Here is a 21,936-nt window from a genome sequence, read left to right as displayed (position 1 = left end):
GCAATGAGGGCCATTGCTGTTAACCGAAGTGGAAAAACGCCAGCTTGTTGCCGTCCGGGTCTTTCACGTAAGCCCCGTAGAACTGGTTGGGAATGCGCTGCCCGGGTTCGCCGTCGCAGGTGGCGCCCAGGTCGATGGCCTTGTGGTAATGGGCATCCACCGCCTCTTTTGAACCCGGCTGCAGGGCCACCATGTTGCCGTTGCCCGGATGGTTCGGCTCACCGTTGAATGGCTTGCACACCGCCAGCATGGGTGAGCCCATGTTCTTGCCAATAAAGGCAATGCGGTCCAGGTCCAGAAGCACTTTTGCGTCCAGGTCCCCCAGCAGGTCTGTGTAGAATTTCTTCGCTTTCTCCATATCACTGACGCCAAGGGTGACGTATCCGATCATGGTCGTTCTCCGTTAATGATGGTTTTGGGCCTGGTTATTACGTTGCGCGTGCCGGCAGGATCACTTTCCCGCCCGATTGACGACGATCCGGTTTCTGCCGGCCCGTTTTGCCGCATACAGCGACTGGTCGCAGGCTGAGAGCAGATCCCGGACCGAGGTGGCATTGGCGCCGGCGCCGGACCAGTTAACAACGCCCGCGCTGAAAGTCACGTTAAAGGTTTCGCCGTCGTCGCTGACGAATTCTTCCGCCTCCAGGGCAACCCGCAGGGACTCGGCCACCTGCTCCGCTTCGGCCAGGCCGGTGCTGGGCATGAAGATGATAAATTCTTCACCCCCGGTCCGGGCCACAACATCGGATTTTCGTATTCGCGTTTCAATGATTGTTGCGAACCGCTGCAATACGGCATCACCGGTGGGGTGCCCGTAGGAATCGTTAATGTTCTTGAAGAAATCGACATCCAATGAAACGAGGGAGAAATCATCACCATAGCGTTCACTTTCCGCTACCGATTCTTCCAGTTTCCGGAGCATGTAGCGGCGGTTATTCAAGCCGGTCAGTTCATCGGTAATGGACAGTTGTTCCAGTTCCAGTTCCAGACTTTTCTGCCTGTCGATGTTAGTGACCATGCCGTGCCAGGTAATCGTGCCATTAGGATCCCTTTCAGGTCGAGACACACCTCTTAGCCAAGAGATCTTGCCCCCGATTCTCACTCGGTATTCACAAACCCACTCTTCCATGGTTCGCGCAGAAATGGCGATACTCTCTTGCACGGCGGAGAGATCATCGGGATGAATGCTGTTGAAGATTTCCTCCGGGTCCCGGCGACATTCATCAGGAGACGCCCCATAGAATTCCCAGGTTTTCTCACTCAGGTATGAAAAGTAATAGCGCCCATCCGGTTCGAGAACAAAGGTATAAATAATACCCGGTAACGATTTGGAGAGCTGCTCCATCTGATGCTGGCTCACCATCTCCCGGGTAACATCAAGGTGGGTCCCCATCAGCCAGCGAGTGTCGCGGCCCTGATCGTCCGTCAGCAGCGTTCCGCGGGTGTGGATATACCGCCAGTCTCCGTCTTTGTGAAGCATGCGGACTACACATTCAAACTTTTGGCTTGCTCCGTCGAGATAGCGGGCGAGTGCCTCTCTCGCCTTTACCAGATCGTTGGGATGGCAAAGGCTTTCCCAGGTCTGGAAGGTGACTGGCTCAAGCTCTTCCAGGCTGTAGCCGAGAAGCTGTGCCCAGCGATCATTATAGATAACCTCCTGGGTATCGAGGTTCCACTCCCAGGTGCCAGCGCCCGTGCCTTCAAGAATTGCTTTCAGTCGGGTTTCCGTTGTCAGTTCCATGTGTTCCGTCACTTTTCAGCCTGGAGTCAGGCTCCAGTACGCGCCCTGTTTTCCCAGTTGAAGGTCTGTGCCCAGTCCAGTGCCTGACTCAGGGGCAGCGGTTTGCTATAGAAAAAGCCTTGACCGAGATCGCATCCCAGTTCTATCAGTTTGGCTTCAACGGCGAAACTTTCAATGCCTTCGGCGACCAGGCGCCGTTTGAAGCTCTTCGAGAGGCTGACGATAGCGCTTACGATCATGTCGCTGTCGTTATTGTCGAGCATGTCCATTACGAAGGAACGGTCAATTTTGATTTCCTTGGCAGGCAGACGCCGGAAAAGGTCCAGTGAAGAGTAGCCGGTACCGAAATCATCAAGAGAAATATCAACCCCAAGTTCCCGGCAGGCCCGAAGGTTTTCAAGAACCCTGTCTGTGTCATCCAGTGCTGTTGTTTCAAGAATTTCGAGAATCAGGCGAGAGCGGATCTCCGGGGGACAATCATTTAATGCCAGGGCGAGGTCCTCCCGAAATCCCGGGCCCAGGAAATGGGAAGGACTCAGGTTCACACTGAGGCTGTAGGGCAGTTGCTTCTGGCTGAAGTTCTGCAACTGAGTGACTGCTTCCCGGAGGACAAAATTACCAACGTTACGGGCGTACTCCGTGTACTCAATATGGTCCAGAAAATGGCCGGGTCCCAGCAGTCCTTTTCGTGGATGATTCCATCGGATAAGTGCCTCAAATCCTTCGACGCAGTGCCTGCCAAAGCTGATTTTGGGCTGGTAATAGAGTTCAAGTTCACCCAGTTTGATGGCGTCGTCGATCTGTTCGATCACCCGCACCCTCTCTTTGCGGGAAAAGTGGGAATCCAGATCGAACAAGGTGTAATTATTCTTGCCTGCTTCCTTAGCCCCATACATGGCCTGGTCGGCATGGCGTAACAGCATGTCGGCATCCGAATTGTCATCAGGAAAGACTGTTACACCCATGCTGCCGGACAATTGCAGGACATGATGTTTGTAGCTGATGGGCTGGCGGATGGATTCCAGAAGCCGTGCGTACACTCGCTCGTCGTCTACATCCCGGAGAATCGCTACGAACTCGTCACCTCCAAGCCGGGCTACGACATCGTGAGCCCGCACGCTGGACATCAATCTCTCGGCAACCGATTTCAGCACGGCATCACCGACTGCATGGCCGTGTTCGTCATTGATGTCCTTGAAACCATCCAGATCGATAAAGCAGACCGAAACGACCCCATTCCGCTGGGTTGCTTCAAAGAGTTCCTGCTCAAACAGCTCAGTCAGTCGGCGGCGGTTCGGCAGGCCCGTAAGCGCATCATAGTTGGCAGCCTGCTCCAGGCTTTTCTGATGCTCCCGCTTTTCCTGGTAGAGCCGTTTGCGTTCGATCAGGTTGCCTATTGTTTGCATCAAAGGCTCCAGCTCTTCGGCCATCTTTGCCTTGTAGCCTCCCATTCGGTTCGCAAGGCCGATCAGGCCGATTTCCCGGTCGCCGGAAAACACCGGAATGCCGATGTAGGCACTGATTGGCGGGTGGCCGGCAGGTAGCCCTCCTCGGCGGTGATCTGAAGCCAGGTCGCTGGAGACAATCACTTCGCCGGTTACCATGGGCTGGCCCAGAATGTTGTCCAGACGGTCGAAAACCAGGCCCCGTCGCTCCACTTCCTGATAGAGGGCCTGGGTTTCCGGGCTCCAGGCTATATTGGTAATCGCGCCGATTTTAAGGTATGGAGTCTGGTCCTGCTGCTGAAGTACTTCGCCTATGAAACCGAACTGGCTACCAGTCAGCGACAGCAAATCACTGAGCATCAGCTCGAAGGCCGCCCGCTCATTGTCACTGGTCAGGAAAACGTTCTGGGCCCGGTGAATCGAGCGGCTCAGGTGGGAAACGGGGACATATTCATTGTCGTCAGAGGCAAGGTAAGAGCGTTCCAGCTCATCTTCAACAATACTGGCCAGGCTGCGCAGAACATCCAGGTCAATTTCGCTGAATTGCCTGGGTTTGTCGTCAATAATGCAGAGCGTGCCTATCTTGAAACCGCTGGGTTCACGTACGGGCATGCCAGCATAAAAACGTATGTGGGGTTTGCCGGTAACCAAGGGGTTCTTCTGAAAGCGTGGATCTCTGGTTGCATCTTCCACCAGAAGAATCTTGTCCTGCTGGATGGCGTAGTCACAAAATGCCACGGATCTTGGTGTTTGAGAGGTATCCAGGCCCTGGCGGGACTTGAACCACTGACGCTCCTCATCAAGCACCGAGAAGAGTGCAGTTTTTACGCCGTAATACTGCCGTGCGATTCTTGTCAGTCGTTCAAAGCGTTCTTCTGGTGGGGTATCCAGAATGCCCAAACGATCGAGCGCAGCCAGTCTGCGTTTTTCGATGCTCGGGTTTTCCATGGGCCAGTCTCCGCATGAGGTTCAGCGTCTGTTTGAACCTTATAACCAATTCATGGAGATCGATCGGGATTCACTCCATCTGCCTGACACTATGGGTGGATTTCTCCCCTTTGGCCAGCCACTCGTGTTGTTTCAACATGTTGTGTCAGTGAAGAGTGGGCAAGCTGTTACGCCGACAATGGCCTGGATGAGACTCTGGCAGCATTGGATCACCATGCATATCGAGGTTCGGTTGTTCAATCCGTTCGTGATCCGGATGAACTGGTGCTGAACGATCAGCAGGAGATAAAAAAAGATAAGGAGGCGGGAAAGTGGTCGGCGTGGCAGGATTCGAACCTGCGACCCCTTCGTCCCGAACGAAGTGCGCTACCAAGCTGCGCCACACGCCGATCAACGGCCGGTATTATACGGATTCGCCTTGGTTTTACCAGCCCTCGGCGGATAAAAGGGCATCGGTGAATTTGCTGAGATTGTCGTAGATACTGACATCGGCGCCGGGTATGGGCCTGGCGTCCAGGTGGCGTTCGGTGTCCTGACCGTTGCCGGTTCTCACCAACACCGTCTGGCATCCTGCAGCGTGGCCAGCTTCCAGGTCTTTTCGGCTGTCGCCCACCATGATCGCGCCTTCGAGGGTGTCCAGGTGGAAATGCCGACGAATCTGTTCCAGCAGTCCCGTCAGCGGTTTGCGGCAGTGGCAATGGTCGTTGGGGTGATGGGGGCAGTAAGCAATAAAGTCGATGCAGCCGCCCTCGGCTTCCACCAGGCGCTCCAGCTTTTCATGCATGGCATCCAGTTCGTCGATGCCAAAGTAGCCGCGGGAGATGCCGGACTGGTTGGTGGCAATGGCGATGCGGTGGCCGGCGTTACAGAGCCGGGCCACCGCTTCAACGCTGCCGGGAATGGGGAGCCATTCATCCGCCGAGCAGATGTAATTGCCATCGTACTGGTTGATGACCCCGTCCCGGTCGAGGATGATCAGCATCGTTAGCCGGTGGTGGGCAACAGCGAGATATCCGCTACGCGCAGGAACAGGTTGCGCAGCCTGTTCAGCAGCGCCAGGCGGTTGTTCCGGATGGCCTCGTCGTCGGCCATCACCATCACTTCATCGAAGAAGTTGTCCACCGATTGCCGCAGGCTGGCCAGGGAGCTCAGAGCGCTGGCATAGTCACCTTGCTCGAACAGTGGCAGCACCTTATCCGCCTGCCGGTTGACCTGTTCCGCCAGGTCTTTTTCGGCACTGTCCTGGAGCAGGCTGGCGTCTACGGTTTCACCAATGCTGTCGCCCCCCTGTTTGGTCAGGATGTTGGACACGCGCTTGTTGGCACCGGCCAGGGCTTGCGCTTCCGGTAGCTGACGGAAGGCTTCCACGGCTTTTACCCGGCGGTCGAAGTCCAGCGGCCGGGTTGGCCGGCGGGCATGGACAGCGAGGTAAACCTCGGCACCGATACCCTGCTCGTCGTAGTGGGCCCGGAAACGCTCCAGCATGTAATCCACCACTGTGGTGGCGGTGTTCTTCTCGGTCAGCACCGTGAAGTTCGCTTCCGCCCACTCGCAGCAGGTTTGCAGGTCCAGCGGTAGCTGCCGTTCGATAATGATGCGCAGCACCCCGAGGGAGGCCCGGCGCAGGGCGAACGGGTCACGGGTACCGGAGGGTGGCTGGTTGATGCCGAACAGGCCAACCAGGGAGTCCAGGCGGTCGGCGATGGCAATGGCGCAGCCGGTCAGGGTGGTGGGCAGGTCGTCCCCGGCGAAGCGGGGCATGTATTGCTCGTTCAGCGCTTTGGCCACGTCTTCCGGCTCGCCGTCGTTGGCGGCGTAGTACTGGCCCATGATGCCCTGGAGATCGGTGAACTCCAGCACCATTTCGGTCACCAGGTCGGTCTTCGCCAGCATGGCCGCCCGCTCGGCCAGGGCCGGGTCACTGCCGATGGCGTCGGCAATTTTCCGGGCCAGGGCAGCGACGCGTACGGATTTGTCGTAGATACTGCCGAGCTTTTCCTGGAATACGATGGGCTTGAGGGCGTCAACACGGTCCTCAAGCTTTGTCTTCCGGTCCGTTTCGTAGAAGAAGGCGGCGTCGGACAGGCGGGGACGGATCACCTTCTCGTTACCCGAAATCACCTGCGTCGGGTCCTTGCTCTGGATGTTGGCAACGGTGATGAACAGGGGCAGCATTTCGCCGTCGGCGGCCACCACGTGGAAGTATTTCTGGTGTTCTTTCATGGAGGAAATCAGGGCTTCCGCGGGCACGTCCAGGAAGCGCTCCTCGAATCGGCCCATCAGGGGCACCGGCCATTCGTTCAGGGCTGTCACTTCGTCCAGCAGATCTTCATCGATCACCGCCTTGCCGCCGGCTTCCTTCTCGGCCAGTTCGGTTACGCCAGCGCGGATCTGTTCCCGGCGCTCGGCGAAATCGGCGATCACATAGCCTTCCTGTTTGAGCACCACCTCGTAATCGCCCGGTGTCGGTATGATCAGGGATTTCGGGCAATGGAAACGATGGCCCCGGGTCTTGTTGCCCGGGGTCAGGCCCATGATCGGGGCATCAATCACCTTGTTGCCGAACAGCAGCAGGACCCAATGCACCGGGCGTACAAATTCGGTGCGGTGGGCGCCCCAGCGCATGCGCTTGGGAATGGGCAGGCCGGCCAGAGATTGCTCGACCAGGTCCGGCATCAGCTCCACGGTGGGCTTGCCCTGTTCCACAGTACGGTAAACCACCCAGGCTCCCTTGTCGGTCTCCAAAGTGTCGAGCTGGTCTGGAGTCACACCGAGGGACGTGGCAAAGCCGGTGAGCGCCCGGGTCGGGTTGCCGGCGTCGTCGAAGGCGGCCTTGACTGCGGGGCCGCGTTTTTCAACGGATTTATCCGGCTGGGCATCGGACAGGTTCCGGATGCGGACCGCCAAGCGGCGCGGTGCGGCGAAGGACTCGACCTTGCCGAATTCGATACCGGCCTCTTCCAGACCCCGGGCAATGCCCTGGGTGAAGGCGTCAGACAGTGTCTTTAGGGCCTTGGGGGGCAGCTCTTCGGTGCCCAGTTCGACCAGAAAATCCTGTGTTGCCATGATTATGCGTTCCCCTGTTCCTGCGGTGCCTTCTTCGCTTTCTTGTCGTTCTTGCTCCTGGCCTTGTCATCGGCGGCCTCAGCGGCTGCCAAAACTTCCTTACGCAACGCCTCGGGCGCCAGCGGGAAGCTCAGTGCCCGGCGACTGTCGAAGTAAGCCTGGGCAACCGCCCGGGCCAGGGTTCGAACCCGCAGAATAAAGCGCTGGCGCTCAGTCACGGAAATCGCGTGGCGGGCGTCCAGCAGGTTGAAGGTGTGGGAGGCTTTCAAAACCTGTTCATAGGCTGGCAGCGCCAGGCCGGCTTCGATCAGGCGGGCACTTTCCCGCTCATGGACATCAAAGCTGTGGAACAGGAACTCGGTATCAGCGTGTTCAAAGTTGTAGGTGGACATCTCCACTTCCTGTTGGTGGAACACGTCACCGTAGGTGACCACACCATCAGGGCCTTCAGTCCAGACCAGATCGTAAACGCTGTCGACGCCCTGCAGGTACATGGCGATCCGCTCAAGCCCGTAGGTGAGCTCGCCGGTGACCGGGAAACATTCCAGGCCACCCACCTGCTGGAAATAGGTAAACTGGGTGACTTCCATGCCGTTCAGCCAGATTTCCCAACCCAGGCCCCAGGCACCGAGTGTCGGTGATTCCCAGTTGTCTTCCACAAACCGGATGTCGTGCACCAGCGGGTCCAGGCCCAGGGCTTTAAGGGAATCCAGGTACAATTCCTGAATGTTGTCCGGGGACGGCTTGAGGACCACCTGGAACTGGTAGTAATGCTGCAGACGGTTGGGGTTCTCGCCGTAGCGGCCGTCAGTGGGCCGGCGGCTGGGCTGAACGTAGGCGGCATTCCAGGTTTCCGGTCCGATGGCCCGCAGGAAGGTAGCCGGGTGGAAGGTGCCAGCGCCCACTTCCATATCCAGTGGCTGGAGGATCACGCAGCCATGCTGCGCCCAGAAATTCTGCAGAGCCAGGATCAGGCCCTGGAAGGTCCCGATGTCCGGAGTTGTCTGTGCTGTTACCTTGTCTGTCACGACGGTTGCCTGCTGATCAGTCTGTGTGTGGCGCCCCGGTTGTCCTTCGGGGCACTCCGAAAAAAGGCGCATTATACGCGTGCTGGATGTGTATTTCTAAATCAGAAGAAGGTGAGTCCCACCTGGAACAGTTTTTCCACTTCCCGTATCCGGGTTTTGTCCACCAGGAACAGGATTACGTGGTCATCCGGCTGGATCCGGAGGTGGTCGTGGGCAATCAAAACTTCGCTCCGTCGCACGATGGCACCGATGGTAGTGCCTTCCGGCAGCGCGATCTCGTCCAGCCGCCGGCCGACGACTTTCGACGATCTGTGATCACCATGGGCGATGGCCTCAATGGCCTCGGCAGCACCCCTGCGAAGTGAGTGAACATTCACCACATCGCCTCTGCGAACGTGGGTCAGAAGGCTGCCGATGGTGGTTTGCTGGGGAGAGATGGCGACATCAATGTCGCCGCCCTGAATCAGGTCCACATAATCCGGGTTGTTAATCAGGGTGAGGACCTTTCGGGCGCCCAGGCGCTTGGCCAGCAGTGAGGCCATGATATTCGCCTCATCGTCGTTGGTCACCGCGCAGAACACATCGGTATTCTCGATGTTCTCTTCGAGCAGAATGTCCTTGTTGGCTGCGTTGCCTTCCAGTACCACGGTTTTGCGAAGGTTTTCCGACAGCATCACACAGCGGTCGTGGTTCCGTTCCAGAAGTTTCACCTGGAAACGGTTTTCCAGCGTGTGGGCCAGCCGCTGACCGATGTTGCCGCCACCGCAGATAAAGATGCGTTTGTAGGGTTTTACCAGTGGCTGCAGTTCACTCATAACCGACTTTATATGATCGCCGGCTGCAATAAAGAAGACCTCGTCGCCATCTTCGATGACGGTGTTGCCCTCGGGCATGATGGCCCGGTCTTTCCGGAAAATGGCCGCCACCCGGGTGTCGATCTTGGGCATGTGCGTGCGCAGGTAAGAGAGCTCATGGCCGACTAAAGGGCCACCCCTGGCAGCGCGAATGGCCACCAGTCGGGTCAGGCCTTTGGAGAACTCCAGTACCTGCAGGGCACCGGGATTTTCGATCAGCCGGGTAATGTGCTTGGTCACCAGATGTTCCGGGCTGATCAGAACGTCGATGGGAAAGCCCCGCAGACTGTCGAGATCCTTGGTCTGGTCGCGCTGATAGAAAAGCTCGGATTTTGCCAGGTAGGCACTGGCCCGGACGCGGCAGATGGTGGTGGGGGTCTTGTACAGCAGTTTGGCCACCTGGCAGGCCACCATGTTGGTTTCATCGCTGTTGGTAACGGCGATGAGCATGTCGGCATCTTCGGCTCCCGCCTGTCGCAACGCTGTCGGATAAGACGCCTCGCCCTGGACCGTTCGGATGTCGAGCCGGTCTTGCAGCTCGCGCAACCGGGCACCATCGCTGTCGATAATGGTGATGTCGTTGGCTTCGTTGGCGAGGTTTTCCGCGAGTGTGCCGCCCACCTGGCCTGCACCGAGAATCAGGATTTTCATGGTTCGGGTTTCTCCAGCACGGCATAGAAGAAGCCGTCATGGCTGAACGGATCCGGGAGCAATTGCCGCCCGGCACCCATATCACGCCCCCATTGAGCGTCGGGCTCAATAAGGATGGCATCGGTCTGCTGTTTGCAGAACCGCTGAATTATACGGTGGTTTTCCTGGGGGAACACCGAGCAGGTGGCATACACCAGCCGGCCACCGGGTTTCAGGATAGCCCACATGGCGTCCAGTAGCCCAAGCTGGATAGCAGCCAATGGGACAATATCGGATTCCCGGCGCAGTAACTTGATGTCCGGGTGGCGGCGGATTACGCCGCTGGCACTGCAGGGCACGTCCAGAAGAATCCGATCGAAAGCCCTGCCATCCCACCATTGATCGGTAGCCGCGGCATCGGCCTGGATCAGGGTTGCGTGCAGGTCCAGGCGATCAAGGTTTTCCTGCACCCGGGGCAGGCGGTCGGTGGACTCATCAATGGCGACAACTTCTGAGAGCTCCGAACAACTTTCCAGGATGGCGCAGGTTTTGCCACCGGGAGCGGCACAGGCATCCAGTACCCGCTGGCCTGGAGCCAGATCGAGCAAGGTGGTGCAAAGCTGAGCCGCCTCGTCCTGGACACTGACAGCACCATCGGCGAACCAGGGCAGGCGCTCCACGGGAACGGCGCTGGCCAGCTGAATGCCATGAGGCGCGAAACGGGTCGGGCCGGCCTCAATGCCGGCTTCTTGAAGCAGTGCCAGATACTGGTCCCGGTTAAAGCGCAGGGCGTTTACCCGCAGCGTCATGGGCGCTTGGGCGTTATTGGCCTCCAGAATCTTCTGCCAGTCTTCCGGCCAGTTGTGGCGTAGCTTTTCCACCATCCACACCGGGTGGCTGAAACGGGCCGAATCATTGGCGGGTTCCGGCGCGCCGTCCCGCTCGGCAGCTCGCAGTACACCATTCACCAGGCCGGTCAGGTGGGGTTTGTCGAGGGCGCGGCAGGCTTCCACGGTTTCATTCAGCACGGCGTAGGTGGCCTGCTGGCTGAACCGCAGCTGAAAGAGTGCGACCAGCATCAGGTGATGGATAACGCGGTCCGGTTTGCGAAGTGGCTTTTTCAGCCGGCCATTGAGCTCGCCGTCAAGCCGGTGGAACCAGCGGCACGTGCCGTAACACAGGGCCTGGAGTTCCGGGCGTTCGTTCGGTGGCAGGCGGTTCAGGGCTGGCGGCAGACACTGGGACAGCGACTGGCCGCTCTCCACCGCCAGCATAACGCCGGCGGCAATCGCGCGCATGGGTTGAGGTTGGTCGCCCATGTCAGCGTAACTCCTGTCCGGGCATGAGTAATTCCTTGCCGCCGTTAATCAGGTCGTTAGCGCTCTGGGCCCGGGAGCCTGGCAGCTGCAGCCGGATGATGCGCAGGGTTCCGGTTCCGCAGGCAATGTCGATACCGCCCCGCTCGCGCCGAAGTACCGTACCCACCGGCTTGTTGGCGGTGTCATTCAGGGCTTTGGCTGCGTGAATCCGGATGCGCTGATCGCCCAGATCGGTGTAGGTTCCGGGCCAGGGGTTGAAGGCACGAATCAGTCGTTCAATGTCGATGGCGGCTGCGGACCAGTCGATGTGGCCCTCGTCCTTGCTCAACTTGCGGGCATAGCAGGCGAGGTCGTCGTTCTGGGCTTCGCCACTGAGCTCGCCTTTTTCCAGCAATTCGAGGGCCTTGACGATGGCCTTGCCACCCATCTCCGCCAGCCGGTCATGGAGGCTGCCGCCTGTATCCTGTTCTTCAATGGCGGTCAGGGATTTCAGGAGCATGTTGCCGGTGTCCAGACCCTCGTCCATCTGCATGATGGTGATGCCGGTTTCTTCGTCGCCGGCAGCAATGGCCCGCTGGATAGGCGCGGCACCGCGCCAGCGGGGCAGCAGGGAGGCATGGATGTTCAGGCAACCGTGAGTTGGAATTTCCAGCACGGCTTTCGGCAGGATCAGCCCATAGGCGGCGACGACCATGACGTCTGGCTGCAGGTCCGCCAGCTGTTGCCTGGCTTCCGGGGTTTTGAGGCTCTCGGGTTGGAACACCGGAACGCTGTTTTCCATGGCGACCTGCTTGACCGGGCTTGGTTGCAGCTTCCGGCCACGGCCGGCGGGCCGATCCGGCTGGGAGTAGACGCCCACAATGTTGTGGTGGCTGGCCATCAAGGCCTCAAGAGCGGTAGCAGCGAAATCCGGGGTGCCGGCAAAAACAAGTCGCACGGTGTTTTGATCTCTGTTTCGTTGAATACGAAAAGACCGGGTCGTGACCCGGTCCGGAATAGCCTCTGATTTTGGTGCCCGCCCGAAGGCAGATCAGGCGCTCTTCTTGTGGAGTTTCTCCAGCTTCTTGCGAATGCGGGTGCGCTTCAGGGAGCTGAGGTAATCCACGAACAGCTTGCCGTTCAGGTGATCCATCTCGTGCTGGATGCACACCGCCAGCAGGCCTCTGGCTTCGATCTCGAAGGGTTTGCCATCACGACCCAGCGCCCGGATCTTGCAGTGTTCGATCCGCTCAACGTCTTCATAGAAGCCGGGTACCGACAAGCAGCCTTCCTGCATGGCTTCTCTTTCACCATCGAGTACTTCCACCTGCGGGTTGATAAACACCCGGGGCTCGCTCTTATCGTCCGACAGATCCATAACAATGATCTGCTTGTGAACGTTGACCTGGGTAGCCGCAAGGCCAATGCCGGGCGCATCGTACATGGTCTCGAACATATCGTCGATCAGCTTGCGGTCTGCGTCTGTCACCTCTTCAACCGGCTTGGCGATGGTGCGTAGACGGGGATCCGGGTATTCGAGAATCTCTAGAATCATATGCTCGTACTTTTGGCCTGTATGTCGGGACGCCAGACTGTCTGCCGGCGTCTCTGTTAACTTTTGTAACCTTTGCGCTCTTTGTAACAGTGTGAAACCGATCTCCAAAATGCGACAGCGTACTGCGCAAATTTCCCCCCTGACTTTACTATTATCGGGGCGGGGCCGCAGCTTTCAACGGCTGACGGAATCTCCAAGGTTTGATATCCCATTATCTAACAATTCGGCGATTGAGTACAAACTGATCAGTTAATAGTTAAAATCTTTCACCGGCGGGATAGAATTTACTGGAAGAACAAAAGATAACATCACAATTTGCGAGACTTCTTCTATAGTAACTGGAATAACAACGTAATAAGCTGCATCTAACTGACTGCATCCCAACAGAATGCAAAGAATCAAGGCACGCGATCAAGGACTTACACAATGAGGAAACTGCTGTACGCTCTGGCAGCAACTACGCTGCTGTTAACCTCCTGGGCCCATGCGGCACCGGAGTTGCGGTCCGACCACCCTGAGCGTTACACCGTTGTGAAAGGTGACACCCTCTGGGACATTTCGGCCCGTTTTCTGAATAACCCGTGGTACTGGCCGGAAATCTGGCACGTGAACCCGCAGGTAGCCAACCCTCATCTGATCTACCCCGGCGATCGCCTTGCCCTGGTTTACATTGATGGCAAGCCCCGTATTACCAAGGTATCAACCAGTGATGTAGTCAAGCTGTCGCCGCAGATTCGCTCGGAGCCGATCGATACGCCGATCCCTGCGATTCCCCTGGATGCCATCGGCAGCTTCCTGACTGACACCCGCATCGTAAGCCCGGAAGAGCTCAATGGTGCCCCTTACGTGCTGGAAGGCGAAGACGGCCGGATCATCACCGGCGCTGGCGACCGCATTTATGCCCGGGGTGAAAAGCCGGCAGACAAGGTTGGTATCTTCCGTCGCAGCAAGGAATTCAGGGACCCGGACACCGGCGAATTTCTGGGCCTTGAGGCCCGCAGCATCGCCCGCGGTGACGTGGCCAGAGAAAACGGTGATGTACTGACTGTGAACCTGTCCAGCTCTAGTGAAGAGGTACGGATCGGAGATCGTCTGCTGGTGAGTGAGGATCGTCGACTCACGACCAGCTTTGTGCCCAGTTCGCCGAGTGAGTCCATTGAAGGCCAGATGATCTCTGTAGACGGCGGTGTCAGCCAGATTGGCCAGTACGATGTGGTTGCCATCAACCGCGGTACCCGAGAAGGCCTTGAAGCGGGCAATGTGATGGCGGTGCTGCAGAGCGGTAATCTGGTTCGCGATCCCGTGACCGGCGAGACCATTGAGCTGCCCTCCGAGCGTGCCGGGCTGTTGATGGTTTTCCAGACCTACGAAAAAATGAGCTACGGTCTGGTGCTTCAGGCCACCCGTGCCCTGGCAGTTGGTGACAAGGTCACCAACCCCTGATCGACTGATATCGAATGGCCGGACCAGGAAGGTCCGGCCAATGTTTTCTCAAGGATGATTCTGTGCTTTCCTCCCCTTCAGCCCAGTGGCTGCTTCTTACCTGTTTACCAAAATTCGGCCATGCCCGGCGCCGGGACTTGTTGGCGGAAATCCCTGAACTGACCGATCTGCTCACCATGAACCCGGCGACCCTGCGGGCACTTGGTCTGGCGGCAGAAAGCCTTGCAGCGATCCGGGCGTGGCAGCGGCAGGATGAATCCCATCCGTTGGTGCATGAGGTCCGGACCATTCTGGAAAACTGCCGGCGCCATGGCATTGGCATTCTCACCTGCCAGGATGTCGACTACCCGGAGCAGCTGAAACACATTCACGACGTCCCACTGGTGCTTTATACCCTTGGCGACACAGCGCTTCTGGGTCGGGAGCAGATCGGCATTATCGGCAGCCGCAAGGCCACCCGGGCCGGCCTGGACCATGCCCGTCGGTTTGCGGCCGAGCTCAGCGCCCGAGAGTTGCTGGTCACCAGTGGCCTGGCGCTGGGTGTCGACGGCGCCGCTCACGCCGGCGCCCTCGATGCGGGCTTTCCGACCACGGCTGTGATCGGATGTGGCCTGGACCGTATCTATCCAAACCAGCATCGCCGGCTTGGTGAGCGGGTGATTGCCGACGGGCTGATGATTTCTGAATACCCGCCCGGTACCCCGGCCAAGGCCGCCCACTTTCCCCAGCGTAACCGGATTATCAGTGGCCTGAGCCGCGGCGTTCTGGTGGTGGAAGCCGGTCTGCGCAGTGGTTCTCTGATCACCGCGAGGATGGCCCTGGAACAGGGGCGCGAGGTGTTCGCGATCCCGGGGTCGGTCCACAGCCCGGTCGCCCGGGGATGCCATTATCTGATCAAGCAGGGAGCGCGCCTCGTAGAGACCGTGGACGACATTATCGAGGAGCTGGGGAGCTGGTGGTCCGCGCCATTGCTGGATGAGGCAGACACCATGGCGGAGCCTAAGGGGCAGAACCCGTCCAGCCAGTCTCTGGCTGGTCTGGACAGCCGGGAAATCGCGGTATTTGAGGCTTTAGGGTATGATCCCCAATCAACCGATGCACTGAGTTCAGCCACTGGTCTCCCTGCCGACCAGCTCATGCAATCCCTGTTGCTTCTGGAGTTGCAGGGATTGGTGAGTTCCGCACCGGGAGGGTTCCAGAAAATCGTCTGAGCTCCGTGCGAACATCCACTCTGATTGATTCTGACAAGAGCAGCATGGCCGTCTCCCAACCCCTTTCTGAATGGCAATTGCATTGTGTTCGTCGCACCGTGTTGCATGGCGGAGTGATCGCTTATCCGACCGAAGCGGTCTGGGGCCTGGGCTGTGATCCCTGGGACCGACACGCCGTGGAACGCATACTGGAACTGAAGCACCGACCAATGGGAAAAGGGGTGATTCTGGTGGCCTCTTCGGTGGACCAGATCCGCTTCCTGCTGGACCCCCTGCCCCGGTCGCTTCAGGCCGAGGCCGAACGCCACTGGCCCGGGCCGGTGACCTGTCTGTTGCCGGATGTGGCACAGCAGGTGCCGGAATGGGTACGCGGACAGCATCGATCCATTGCGGTCCGGGTCAGCGAGCACCCGGTGGTGCGGGCCCTGTGTGACACCGCGAGAATGCCGTTGGTGTCCACTTCCTGCAATCCGGCGGGCCGCCAGCCGGCCCGGAATATCTGGCAGGTTCGGCGGTATTTCGGAAACGAGCTTGACTGGATTGTCCCCGGTGCGCTTGGAGGCAATCGCCAACCCAGCCGAATTATTGATATTGTCAGTGGTAAGCAGCTTCGTTAGGAGAGTTCATGTCACAGCAACCCGATAGCCACGCGGTTAAAAAGTACCTGCTGGGGCTGCAGGAAACCATTTGCAGCCGTCTGGAGGCGGTCGACGGCGGCACAGCCTTTGTCCGGGATGCCTGGGATCGTCCGGAAGGTGGTGGCGGAGTAAGCCGGGTGATCACCGCAGGCCGGGTGTTCGAGAAAGGCGGGGTCAACTTCTCCCATGTGATGGGCGATACCATGCCGGCTTCAGCCACGGCCCACCGGCCCCATCTGGCCGGGGCACCCTGGGAAGCCATGGGGGTTTCCCTGGTGATTCATCCGAACAATCCCTATGTGCCCACCTCCCACGCCAACGTCCGCTTTTTCATCGCCAGGCCAGAGAACAGCGACCCGGTTTACTGGTTTGGCGGTGGTTACGACCTCACCCCCTATTACGGTTTCGAGGAAGACTGCGTGCACTGGCACAGGACCGCACGAGCCGCCTGCGAGCCCTTTGGTGAGGGAACCTACCATCGTTTCAAGCACTGGTGCGACGACTATTTCTATCTCAAGCACCGGGATGAACCCCGGGGGGTGGGCGGCCTGTTCTTTGATGACCACAACACCGGAGATTTTGACCAGGATTTCGGCCTGATGAAAGCCGTTGGTGATAGCTATATTGAAGCCTATGAACCCATTGTCAGGCGCCGGATGGACCATCCTTACGGTGACCGTGAACGGGATTTCCAGCTCTATCGGCGCGGGCGTTATGTGGAGTTCAACCTGGTGTATGACCGCGGCACCCTGTTTGGCCTGCAATCCGGCGGCCGGACCGAGTCCATCCTGATGTCCCTGCCACCACTAGTACGCTGGGATTACAACCGAACCGCGGAACCAGGGTCTGACGAGGCCCGGCTCACGGAGTTTTTCCTCACCGGCCGGAACTGGCTGGAGACAAACCATGAATAACGATCTGTACGCCGTTGTTGGCAACCCGATCAGCCACAGCAAGTCGCCGCGCATTCATAGCCTGTTTGCCAGCCAGACAGGCGAAGCCCTGGAATACACCGCCATCCAGGCACCCCTGGAGGATTTTCCAGGCACCGTGAAACAGTTTTTCGAGCGCGGTGGCAAGGGCCTGAATGTCACCGTGCCGTTTAAGGAACAAGCCTGGAAGCTGGCGGACCGCCGGACCGAGCGGGCCGAAAAAGCCGGCGCAGCCAATACCCTTTACCTGGATGCCGCCGGCGTGCTCACGGCCGACAACACCGATGGCTGTGGCATTGTCCGGGATCTTGTCCGCAATCACGGCGTGCGTCTTGAGGGTGCCCGCATTCTGGTGCTGGGTGCCGGAGGGGCGGTTCGTGGTGTCCTGGGCCCGATACTGGCGGAGCGGCCTGCGGCCCTGACGCTCGCCAACCGCACAGTGGCCCGTGCCGAGGCGCTGGTTGAGCTGTTTGCGCCGGTGGCCGGGACCGCCCGGTTATCAGCTTGCGGTTTCGAGCAGCCCACGGAGCCCTATGATCTGATCATCAACGGCACCAGCGCCAGCCTGCAGGGGGATCTGCCGCCGCTGTCACCCCGGGTCATCGGTGCTAAAACGGTGGTCTACGACATGATGTATTCGTTACAGACCACGACCTTCAACCAGTGGGCACTCGAGCAGGGTGCGCAAACCGTTTACGACGGTCTTGGCATGCTGGTGGAACAGGCGGCGGAATCATTCCGGGTCTGGCGCGGTGTCAGCCCGGAAACCGCCCCGGTGATTGAAGAATTGCGCAACGACTGAGCCGCTGGCCCCCGATTGGGCTATGCTCAGGGTCAACATTCCGTAGGGATTTTTGATGGATATTCTTACCCTTGTGGGTCTTGTGGCCGGTGTCCTGATTGTCATTCTGGCAATGTTGGCCAATGCTTCCTTCCTGACATTCCTGAACCTCCCGGGACTCGCCATCGTCCTCGGTGGAACTTTCGCGGTTACCCTGATCAAGTTCCGAATGGCGTCGGTGATGAGTGCCTTCCGCCTGGCCATGTCGGCAGCGTTCACTGACCGGATGGCCCGGCCGGCGGAACTGATCCGGGAAGTGGGTGCTCTGGCCATAGTGGTTCGCAAAGAGGGCATCCTGGGGCTGGAAAATCACCAGACCGACAGCGAATTCCTGCAGAAGGCCATCAACCTCTGTGTCGACGGCCATCCGCCGGAACTGGTGGAAGAGGCGCTGGCCCAGGAAGCCCAGCAGACCGCGGAGCGTTACGAAGTGGCCGAGCGGGTATTCCGGGGCATCGGCGAATCGGCGCCAGCCATTGGCATGCTTGGCACCCTGGTGGGCCTGGTGCAGATGCTCAACACCCTGGACGACCCGTCATCCATTGGTCCGGCCATGGCCATCGCCTTATTGACGACGCTTTACGGTGCCTTTATTGCCCAGCTGATTGCCCTGCCTCTCGCGGATAAACTCCAGCTTAAAGCAGAAGACGAGGCGCGCAATCACATGCTGATTATCACCTCGATCAAGAACATCATGCGCGGTGAGAACCCGAGGGTTATGACCGAGTTGCTGTCCTCGTTCGTCACTCCCGAACACCGGACCGGCCTGGCGCCAGAGCGGGAGGCCTGAGGGTTTGGAACTGGTCCGGAAGAAAAACAGGAAGCGCCTGCAGAATCAGACTCCGGCGTGGATTGTTACCTTTGCCGACCTGGCGACCCTGCTGCTGACCTTTTTCATTCTGCTGCTGTCCTTTGCCGAAATGGATGTTGAGAAATACCGGGCCATGGCCAACTCCATGGCGGTGGCTTTCGGCTCCGACAATGTGCTGGCAGAGAGTGTCGGCGGGTCACCGCTGACTCTGATCGAATCCGAGTCGGTGTCACTGCCGGCGCCGCCCGAGTCCCAGGACCGCGTGCCGGAGTTTATCGACGAGCGAACGGACGGTACCGCACCCACGAGGATACCCGGCGGCGTGATTGATCTGGCCAGCCGGATGGTCCGGGAACTTGAATCGGAAGTGGCCTCCGAGGCTCTGAGCGTCAATTACGACGAAAACAAAGTGGTCATCCGGTTCTCCGAACAGGCCACCTTTCGTTCCGGAGAGGCGGCCATCAAACCGAAGATGATTCCTATCATTGAGCGGGTGGTGAATGTGTTATCTGACTGTTCCGGTGATGTTCTGGTGTCCGGTCACACCGATGACCGCCCCATTTCCAGTGACCGCTATCGCTCCAACTGGGATCTTTCGGCGGCCCGGGCCGTTTCGGTGGTTCACGAGCTGGTGATGACCCGCCAGGTTCCCGCTGAGCGAGTGGTCGCTGCCGGTCGGGCCGAGACCAACCCGCTAGCGCCCAACGACTCCCCTGAAAACCGGGCCCTGAACCGACGGGTTGAGATGGCCATTCGCAACCCCGAGTGCAATGGAGAAGCGACCACTGGTGATCTTCCGGTCGAAATCCTGCGCTGAGCCTTATATCTGGTGCGCAGCTGCTCATGCGTATTCCATATAACTGACGTGCTTTCAGGGCTTTATACTGTGCGCCCTTAGATTTCACTGGCACTGCGGAAAGAGAGAACAGCTATGAGTGGACCGGACAAGCCCAAAGTCATTGGCGAAGAGTGGAGCGATGAGCGGGTCAGGAGTTTTCTGGATCTCCAACCCTGGGACGCTGCCGAAAATGCTGATTTCCATGCCTTGCTGAAAGCCTACCAGGCCATGAGGGCCGAAGATTTTGAGCGTTTTATCGGCTTCTTCGTGGCCGAGGGGCGGGATCTGAATGCCCTCAATGGTGATGGCGAAACCATCCTTGATCTGGTTTCCCGGCATCGTCGGAGCGTGGATTATGCTCGGGCACTGGAGACGGCGGGTGCTAAAAAATCAGCCGCAGCCGAGAGCTGATCTCGGCCACGGCCATTCCGGGCAGTTTGAAGGCGGCGGATTTTACTGCACGTCGACTTCAATCGCCTTGGGTTCTTTCGGCTCGGCCTTCTGGAGACTCAGGGTCAGCACGCCGTCCTTGAAACTGGCTTTTACGCTGTTTTCATCGACATTGTCCGGAAGGGTGAAGCGGCGGAGGAAGCTGCCATAGAAGCGTTCAATCCGGTGATGCTTCTTGTCCTTTGTTTCCTCCTCGCTCTTGCGCTCGCCCTGAATGCTCAGAACGCCCTCTTGCACGGTGACTTTCACGTCTTCTTTGGACATGCCGGGCAATTCGGCTTCAATGGTGAAGGCTTCCGGGGTCTCTTTGATATCGACAGCCGGTGCCCAGTCGCTGCGGCTGAACAAGTCCTTGCCCTCACGCTCCTCACCGGGGCGGGTCAGACCAAACATGCGGTTGTATCGGCTCATCAAGTCTTCAAACTCATTGACCGGATTCCATCGGGTAAGATTGCTCATAAGGATCTCCTTTTTCCTTTTGGGAACGAATCTGAACGAATAGACATCAGCTTCGATCGCGGAACAGCACCACACCGGTAATCCTGACCGGGTTATCCGTGAACCTTTGCCTCTTTCAAATATAGGTGTTTAAGATCGGTTTTCAAGGGCTGGCCTGGCTGAAAATTGACCAGCATCAATCGCGCTCAGAACTCCCCGAAGTGGCGGTGCAGAAAGGGGCGAAACTGGCGCATAGAAGCGCCGGGCGTTTCCGGGTCGGGCCGGGCACCCTGCCGGAAACCGGGCAATTCGCCGGACAGGAACGGCTCGACCAATGCCGCATCGCCGCTGATCACGTGGATCACGACATCGCGGCTTGCGCCTGCCCCCGTGATTAGCGGTGCTGCCTGGTGGTCCCCGAGAATGATCATCAGGGTATTTTCGCCGACATGGCGGGCGGCGAATTCGCCAGCAACCTTCACCGCATAGGCGATGGCCTGTCCATAATGGTCCCGTACACGGTCGGGGTCACGCCAGAGCGAAACTGGCGCTTCTCCGGCGTCCGCCCAGCGCTGAAATACACGACCGTCGCCGATGGCGCTCCAGTTGTCGAGCACGGGGAGTATGGGGACCCAGGGCGCATGGCTGCTGATCAGTGCAAGCTCGGCAAAGAGCGGCCCCTGGTATTGTTCCCGAATAGCCTGAAACCGGTGCCAGGTATACTGATCCGGCATGGTAACCCAGTTGAACGGCGGTCCCTGGTAGCCAAGTTTGTCGTGGTCGTAGATTTGGTCATACCGGAACAATCGGCCTTCGGGCCATGCCTGGGTGATCGCGGGCATGACTGCCACAGCCCGGTGGCCGGTGCTGCGAAAGTCATCGATCAGGGTGGAGTAGCCGCTGCTGAGGAAGGTCTCGTAAGCGAGTTGGTTATGAATCCACTGGCCGCTGAGCACCGAGAGATGGCCAAGCCAGGACTGTCCGCCCTGGATCGGTGATTGCAATCGACCGGTAACCAGGGTCAGCCCGGCAGTCTCCAGCTCCCGGGCCATGGCATCCAGGCTTGGGTCGACGACCTTCCGGTAACGTTCATCGGTGACCGCCGACAGACCATAGGACTCGATAAAACCGAGGATCACATCCTTTTCGGCAAGTTGGGGTAACAGTGTGGGTTGGACGCTGCTTTGAGACTGGGTGCTCAGTTGCGCCGCAAAGGCTTGAGTGGTTTGGTGGGTATGGGCGATCAGGGAGGCCTGATTGGCGACAAAGGCCAGCGCTGGGCTGCCGATCCAGGGAGTTACCGCGCCGGCCGCCGCCAATCCGGCAACCAGCCAGAGCGGCTTGGCCAGGTGTTTCGGTGAATGCTGGGCCAGTCGTTCCAGGCCGTGTCGAACCAGCCAGGTGAAGCCGGCCAGCACACCCACCAGAAGGGCCAGCGCCAGAGCCGCGAGCAGGGCGCCGAGATTGGTGTTCATCAGGTTCCAGGCGGCGTCCAGCAGCCGCACTTCCAGATACAGGTTCAGCCCGCGCCCAAGGCTTGCCCGTACCAGGGTGTCCGCCAGAACCAGGAGCGCCAGCAGTCCACAGAGAATCGCCAGGCCCAGGGTGACGCGGTACCGCCGGTCTGATTCAGGAAGTGCGCACAAGGTCGCCCACACCAACAGAGCTTCGAGCGAGAACCACGGCGTAGCCCCCGGCAGAGCCAGCGACGGCACCAGAAACAGACCATTGAGAAGCAGTAACCAGAGAATCATCGTCAAAGTACGAGC

Annotated in this window: 20 protein-coding genes and 1 tRNA gene; 8 read left to right on the top strand and 13 right to left on the bottom strand. The window is 58.9% G+C overall.

Annotated elements, in window-relative coordinates; translation table 11 throughout:
• Positions 1 to 19: 19 nt before the first annotated feature.
• From ACN0XM_RS02930 to def, 11 genes are all read right to left on the bottom strand, one after another.
• The gene (locus ACN0XM_RS02930) at positions 20 to 391 is read right to left on the bottom strand and encodes a VOC family protein (protein WP_417565418.1); all 372 of its coding nucleotides are present in this window, start codon (positions 389 to 391) and stop codon (positions 20 to 22) included.
• Positions 392 to 451: 60 nt separating this feature from the next.
• Positions 452 to 1,741 (bottom strand): diguanylate cyclase, encoded by a 1,290-nt coding sequence (locus ACN0XM_RS02925; protein WP_417565417.1) that lies wholly within the window; start codon positions 1,739 to 1,741, stop codon positions 452 to 454.
• A 26-nt stretch (positions 1,742 to 1,767) separates the two neighbouring features.
• Positions 1,768 to 4,134 carry an EAL domain-containing protein gene (locus tag ACN0XM_RS02920; protein WP_417565416.1) on the bottom strand — a complete coding sequence of 789 codons (2,367 nt, stop codon included), beginning with the start codon at positions 4,132 to 4,134 and terminating at the stop codon, positions 1,768 to 1,770.
• A gap of 312 nt (positions 4,135 to 4,446) precedes the next feature.
• A tRNA-Pro gene (locus ACN0XM_RS02915) sits at positions 4,447 to 4,523 on the bottom strand.
• Positions 4,524 to 4,558: 35 nt separating this feature from the next.
• A complete protein-coding gene (gmhB, locus tag ACN0XM_RS02910) occupies positions 4,559 to 5,116 on the bottom strand; it encodes a D-glycero-beta-D-manno-heptose 1,7-bisphosphate 7-phosphatase (RefSeq protein WP_417565415.1) in 558 nt (185 codons plus the stop codon).
• 2 nt (positions 5,117 to 5,118) lie between these two features.
• A complete protein-coding gene (glyS, locus tag ACN0XM_RS02905; RefSeq protein ID WP_417565414.1) occupies positions 5,119 to 7,200 on the bottom strand; it encodes a glycine--tRNA ligase subunit beta in 2,082 nt (693 codons plus the stop codon).
• A gap of 2 nt (positions 7,201 to 7,202) precedes the next feature.
• Complete coding sequence (gene glyQ / locus ACN0XM_RS02900) at positions 7,203 to 8,228, bottom strand: glycine--tRNA ligase subunit alpha (RefSeq protein WP_417565413.1); 1,026 nt, start codon at positions 8,226 to 8,228, stop codon at positions 7,203 to 7,205.
• A gap of 101 nt (positions 8,229 to 8,329) precedes the next feature.
• Positions 8,330 to 9,733: a Trk system potassium transporter TrkA gene (gene trkA, locus ACN0XM_RS02895; RefSeq protein WP_417565412.1), complete on the bottom strand. Its 1,404-nt coding sequence runs from the start codon at positions 9,731 to 9,733 to the stop codon at positions 8,330 to 8,332.
• Complete coding sequence (gene rsmB, locus ACN0XM_RS02890; protein WP_417565411.1) at positions 9,730 to 11,031, bottom strand: 16S rRNA (cytosine(967)-C(5))-methyltransferase RsmB; 1,302 nt, start codon at positions 11,029 to 11,031, stop codon at positions 9,730 to 9,732. Before rsmB ends, trkA begins: the two co-directional genes overlap by 4 nt.
• 1 nt (position 11,032) lies before the next feature.
• Positions 11,033 to 11,968, bottom strand: a complete 936-nt coding sequence (gene fmt, locus ACN0XM_RS02885; protein WP_417565410.1) for a methionyl-tRNA formyltransferase — start codon at positions 11,966 to 11,968, stop codon at positions 11,033 to 11,035.
• Between the two features lie 93 nt (positions 11,969 to 12,061).
• A complete protein-coding gene (gene def / locus ACN0XM_RS02880; protein WP_417565409.1) occupies positions 12,062 to 12,565 on the bottom strand; it encodes a peptide deformylase in 504 nt (167 codons plus the stop codon).
• A gap of 426 nt (positions 12,566 to 12,991) precedes the next feature.
• On the opposite strand from def, the gene ACN0XM_RS02875 reads away from it, so the two are divergent.
• From ACN0XM_RS02875 to ACN0XM_RS02840, 8 genes are all read left to right on the top strand, one after another.
• Entirely contained in the window at positions 12,992 to 14,008 is a 1,017-nt protein-coding gene (locus tag ACN0XM_RS02875; RefSeq protein ID WP_417565408.1) for a LysM peptidoglycan-binding domain-containing protein, read from the top strand.
• A 62-nt stretch (positions 14,009 to 14,070) separates the two neighbouring features.
• Positions 14,071 to 15,219 carry a DNA-processing protein DprA gene (gene dprA, locus ACN0XM_RS02870; protein ID WP_417565407.1) on the top strand — a complete coding sequence of 383 codons (1,149 nt, stop codon included), beginning with the start codon at positions 14,071 to 14,073 and terminating at the stop codon, positions 15,217 to 15,219.
• Positions 15,220 to 15,263: 44 nt separating this feature from the next.
• On the top strand, positions 15,264 to 15,836 hold the full coding sequence (locus ACN0XM_RS02865; protein WP_417565406.1) for an L-threonylcarbamoyladenylate synthase: 573 nt from the start codon (positions 15,264 to 15,266) through the stop codon (positions 15,834 to 15,836).
• 8 nt (positions 15,837 to 15,844) lie between these two features.
• Entirely contained in the window at positions 15,845 to 16,771 is a 927-nt protein-coding gene (gene hemF / locus ACN0XM_RS02860; RefSeq protein ID WP_417565405.1) for an oxygen-dependent coproporphyrinogen oxidase, read from the top strand.
• Complete coding sequence (aroE, locus tag ACN0XM_RS02855) at positions 16,764 to 17,591, top strand: shikimate dehydrogenase (protein WP_417565404.1); 828 nt, start codon at positions 16,764 to 16,766, stop codon at positions 17,589 to 17,591. Before hemF ends, aroE begins: the two co-directional genes overlap by 8 nt.
• A gap of 55 nt (positions 17,592 to 17,646) precedes the next feature.
• Positions 17,647 to 18,420 carry a motility protein A gene (locus tag ACN0XM_RS02850; RefSeq protein WP_417565403.1) on the top strand — a complete coding sequence of 258 codons (774 nt, stop codon included), beginning with the start codon at positions 17,647 to 17,649 and terminating at the stop codon, positions 18,418 to 18,420.
• Positions 18,421 to 18,424: 4 nt separating this feature from the next.
• Positions 18,425 to 19,258 (top strand): flagellar motor protein MotB, encoded by an 834-nt coding sequence (locus ACN0XM_RS02845; RefSeq protein ID WP_417565402.1) that lies wholly within the window; start codon positions 18,425 to 18,427, stop codon positions 19,256 to 19,258.
• A gap of 114 nt (positions 19,259 to 19,372) precedes the next feature.
• Positions 19,373 to 19,690 carry a PA4642 family protein gene (locus ACN0XM_RS02840; RefSeq protein WP_417565401.1) on the top strand — a complete coding sequence of 106 codons (318 nt, stop codon included), beginning with the start codon at positions 19,373 to 19,375 and terminating at the stop codon, positions 19,688 to 19,690.
• A 42-nt stretch (positions 19,691 to 19,732) separates the two neighbouring features.
• Here ACN0XM_RS02840 and ACN0XM_RS02835 read toward each other — a convergent pair whose 3' ends face one another.
• Together ACN0XM_RS02835 and ACN0XM_RS02830 are read right to left on the bottom strand one after the other, a co-directional pair.
• Positions 19,733 to 20,188, bottom strand: a complete 456-nt coding sequence (locus tag ACN0XM_RS02835; RefSeq protein WP_417565400.1) for an Hsp20/alpha crystallin family protein — start codon at positions 20,186 to 20,188, stop codon at positions 19,733 to 19,735.
• A gap of 185 nt (positions 20,189 to 20,373) precedes the next feature.
• A complete protein-coding gene (locus ACN0XM_RS02830; protein WP_417565509.1) occupies positions 20,374 to 21,921 on the bottom strand; it encodes a sulfatase in 1,548 nt (515 codons plus the stop codon).
• Positions 21,922 to 21,936: the final 15 nt, after the last annotated feature.

This window comes from Marinobacter sp. (assembly GCF_048269445.1).
Taxonomy (GTDB): Bacteria; Pseudomonadota; Gammaproteobacteria; order Pseudomonadales; family Oleiphilaceae; genus Marinobacter.
Note: the sequence above shows the minus strand (reverse complement) of the source record. Positions and strands in the feature narration are given on the sequence as shown.

Bases quoted from the DNA above. Each gene is read 5' to 3' on its own strand.
- ACN0XM_RS02930 (WP_417565418.1), bottom strand. From the start codon at position 391: ATGATCGGATACGTCACCCTTGGCGTCAGTGATATGGAGAAAGCGAAG.
- ACN0XM_RS02925 (WP_417565417.1), bottom strand. From the start codon at position 1,741: ATGGAACTGACAACGGAAACCCGACTGAAAGCAATTCTTGAAGGCACG.
- ACN0XM_RS02920 (WP_417565416.1), bottom strand. From the start codon at position 4,134: ATGGAAAACCCGAGCATCGAAAAACGCAGACTGGCTGCGCTCGATCGT.
- gmhB (WP_417565415.1), bottom strand. From the start codon at position 5,116: ATGCTGATCATCCTCGACCGGGACGGGGTCATCAACCAGTACGATGGC.
- glyS (WP_417565414.1), bottom strand. From the start codon at position 7,200: ATGGCAACACAGGATTTTCTGGTCGAACTGGGCACCGAAGAGCTGCCC.
- trkA (WP_417565412.1), bottom strand. From the start codon at position 9,733: ATGAAAATCCTGATTCTCGGTGCAGGCCAGGTGGGCGGCACACTCGCG.
- rsmB (WP_417565411.1), bottom strand. From the start codon at position 11,031: ATGGGCGACCAACCTCAACCCATGCGCGCGATTGCCGCCGGCGTTATG.
- def (WP_417565409.1), bottom strand. From the start codon at position 12,565: ATGATTCTAGAGATTCTCGAATACCCGGATCCCCGTCTACGCACCATC.
- ACN0XM_RS02875 (WP_417565408.1), top strand. From the start codon at position 12,992: ATGAGGAAACTGCTGTACGCTCTGGCAGCAACTACGCTGCTGTTAACC.
- ACN0XM_RS02865 (WP_417565406.1), top strand. From the start codon at position 15,264: ATGGCCGTCTCCCAACCCCTTTCTGAATGGCAATTGCATTGTGTTCGT.
- hemF (WP_417565405.1), top strand. From the start codon at position 15,845: ATGTCACAGCAACCCGATAGCCACGCGGTTAAAAAGTACCTGCTGGGG.
- aroE (WP_417565404.1), top strand. From the start codon at position 16,764: ATGAATAACGATCTGTACGCCGTTGTTGGCAACCCGATCAGCCACAGC.
- ACN0XM_RS02850 (WP_417565403.1), top strand. From the start codon at position 17,647: ATGGATATTCTTACCCTTGTGGGTCTTGTGGCCGGTGTCCTGATTGTC.
- ACN0XM_RS02840 (WP_417565401.1), top strand. From the start codon at position 19,373: ATGAGTGGACCGGACAAGCCCAAAGTCATTGGCGAAGAGTGGAGCGAT.
- ACN0XM_RS02835 (WP_417565400.1), bottom strand. From the start codon at position 20,188: ATGAGCAATCTTACCCGATGGAATCCGGTCAATGAGTTTGAAGACTTG.
- ACN0XM_RS02830 (WP_417565509.1), bottom strand. From the start codon at position 21,921: ATGATTCTCTGGTTACTGCTTCTCAATGGTCTGTTTCTGGTGCCGTCG.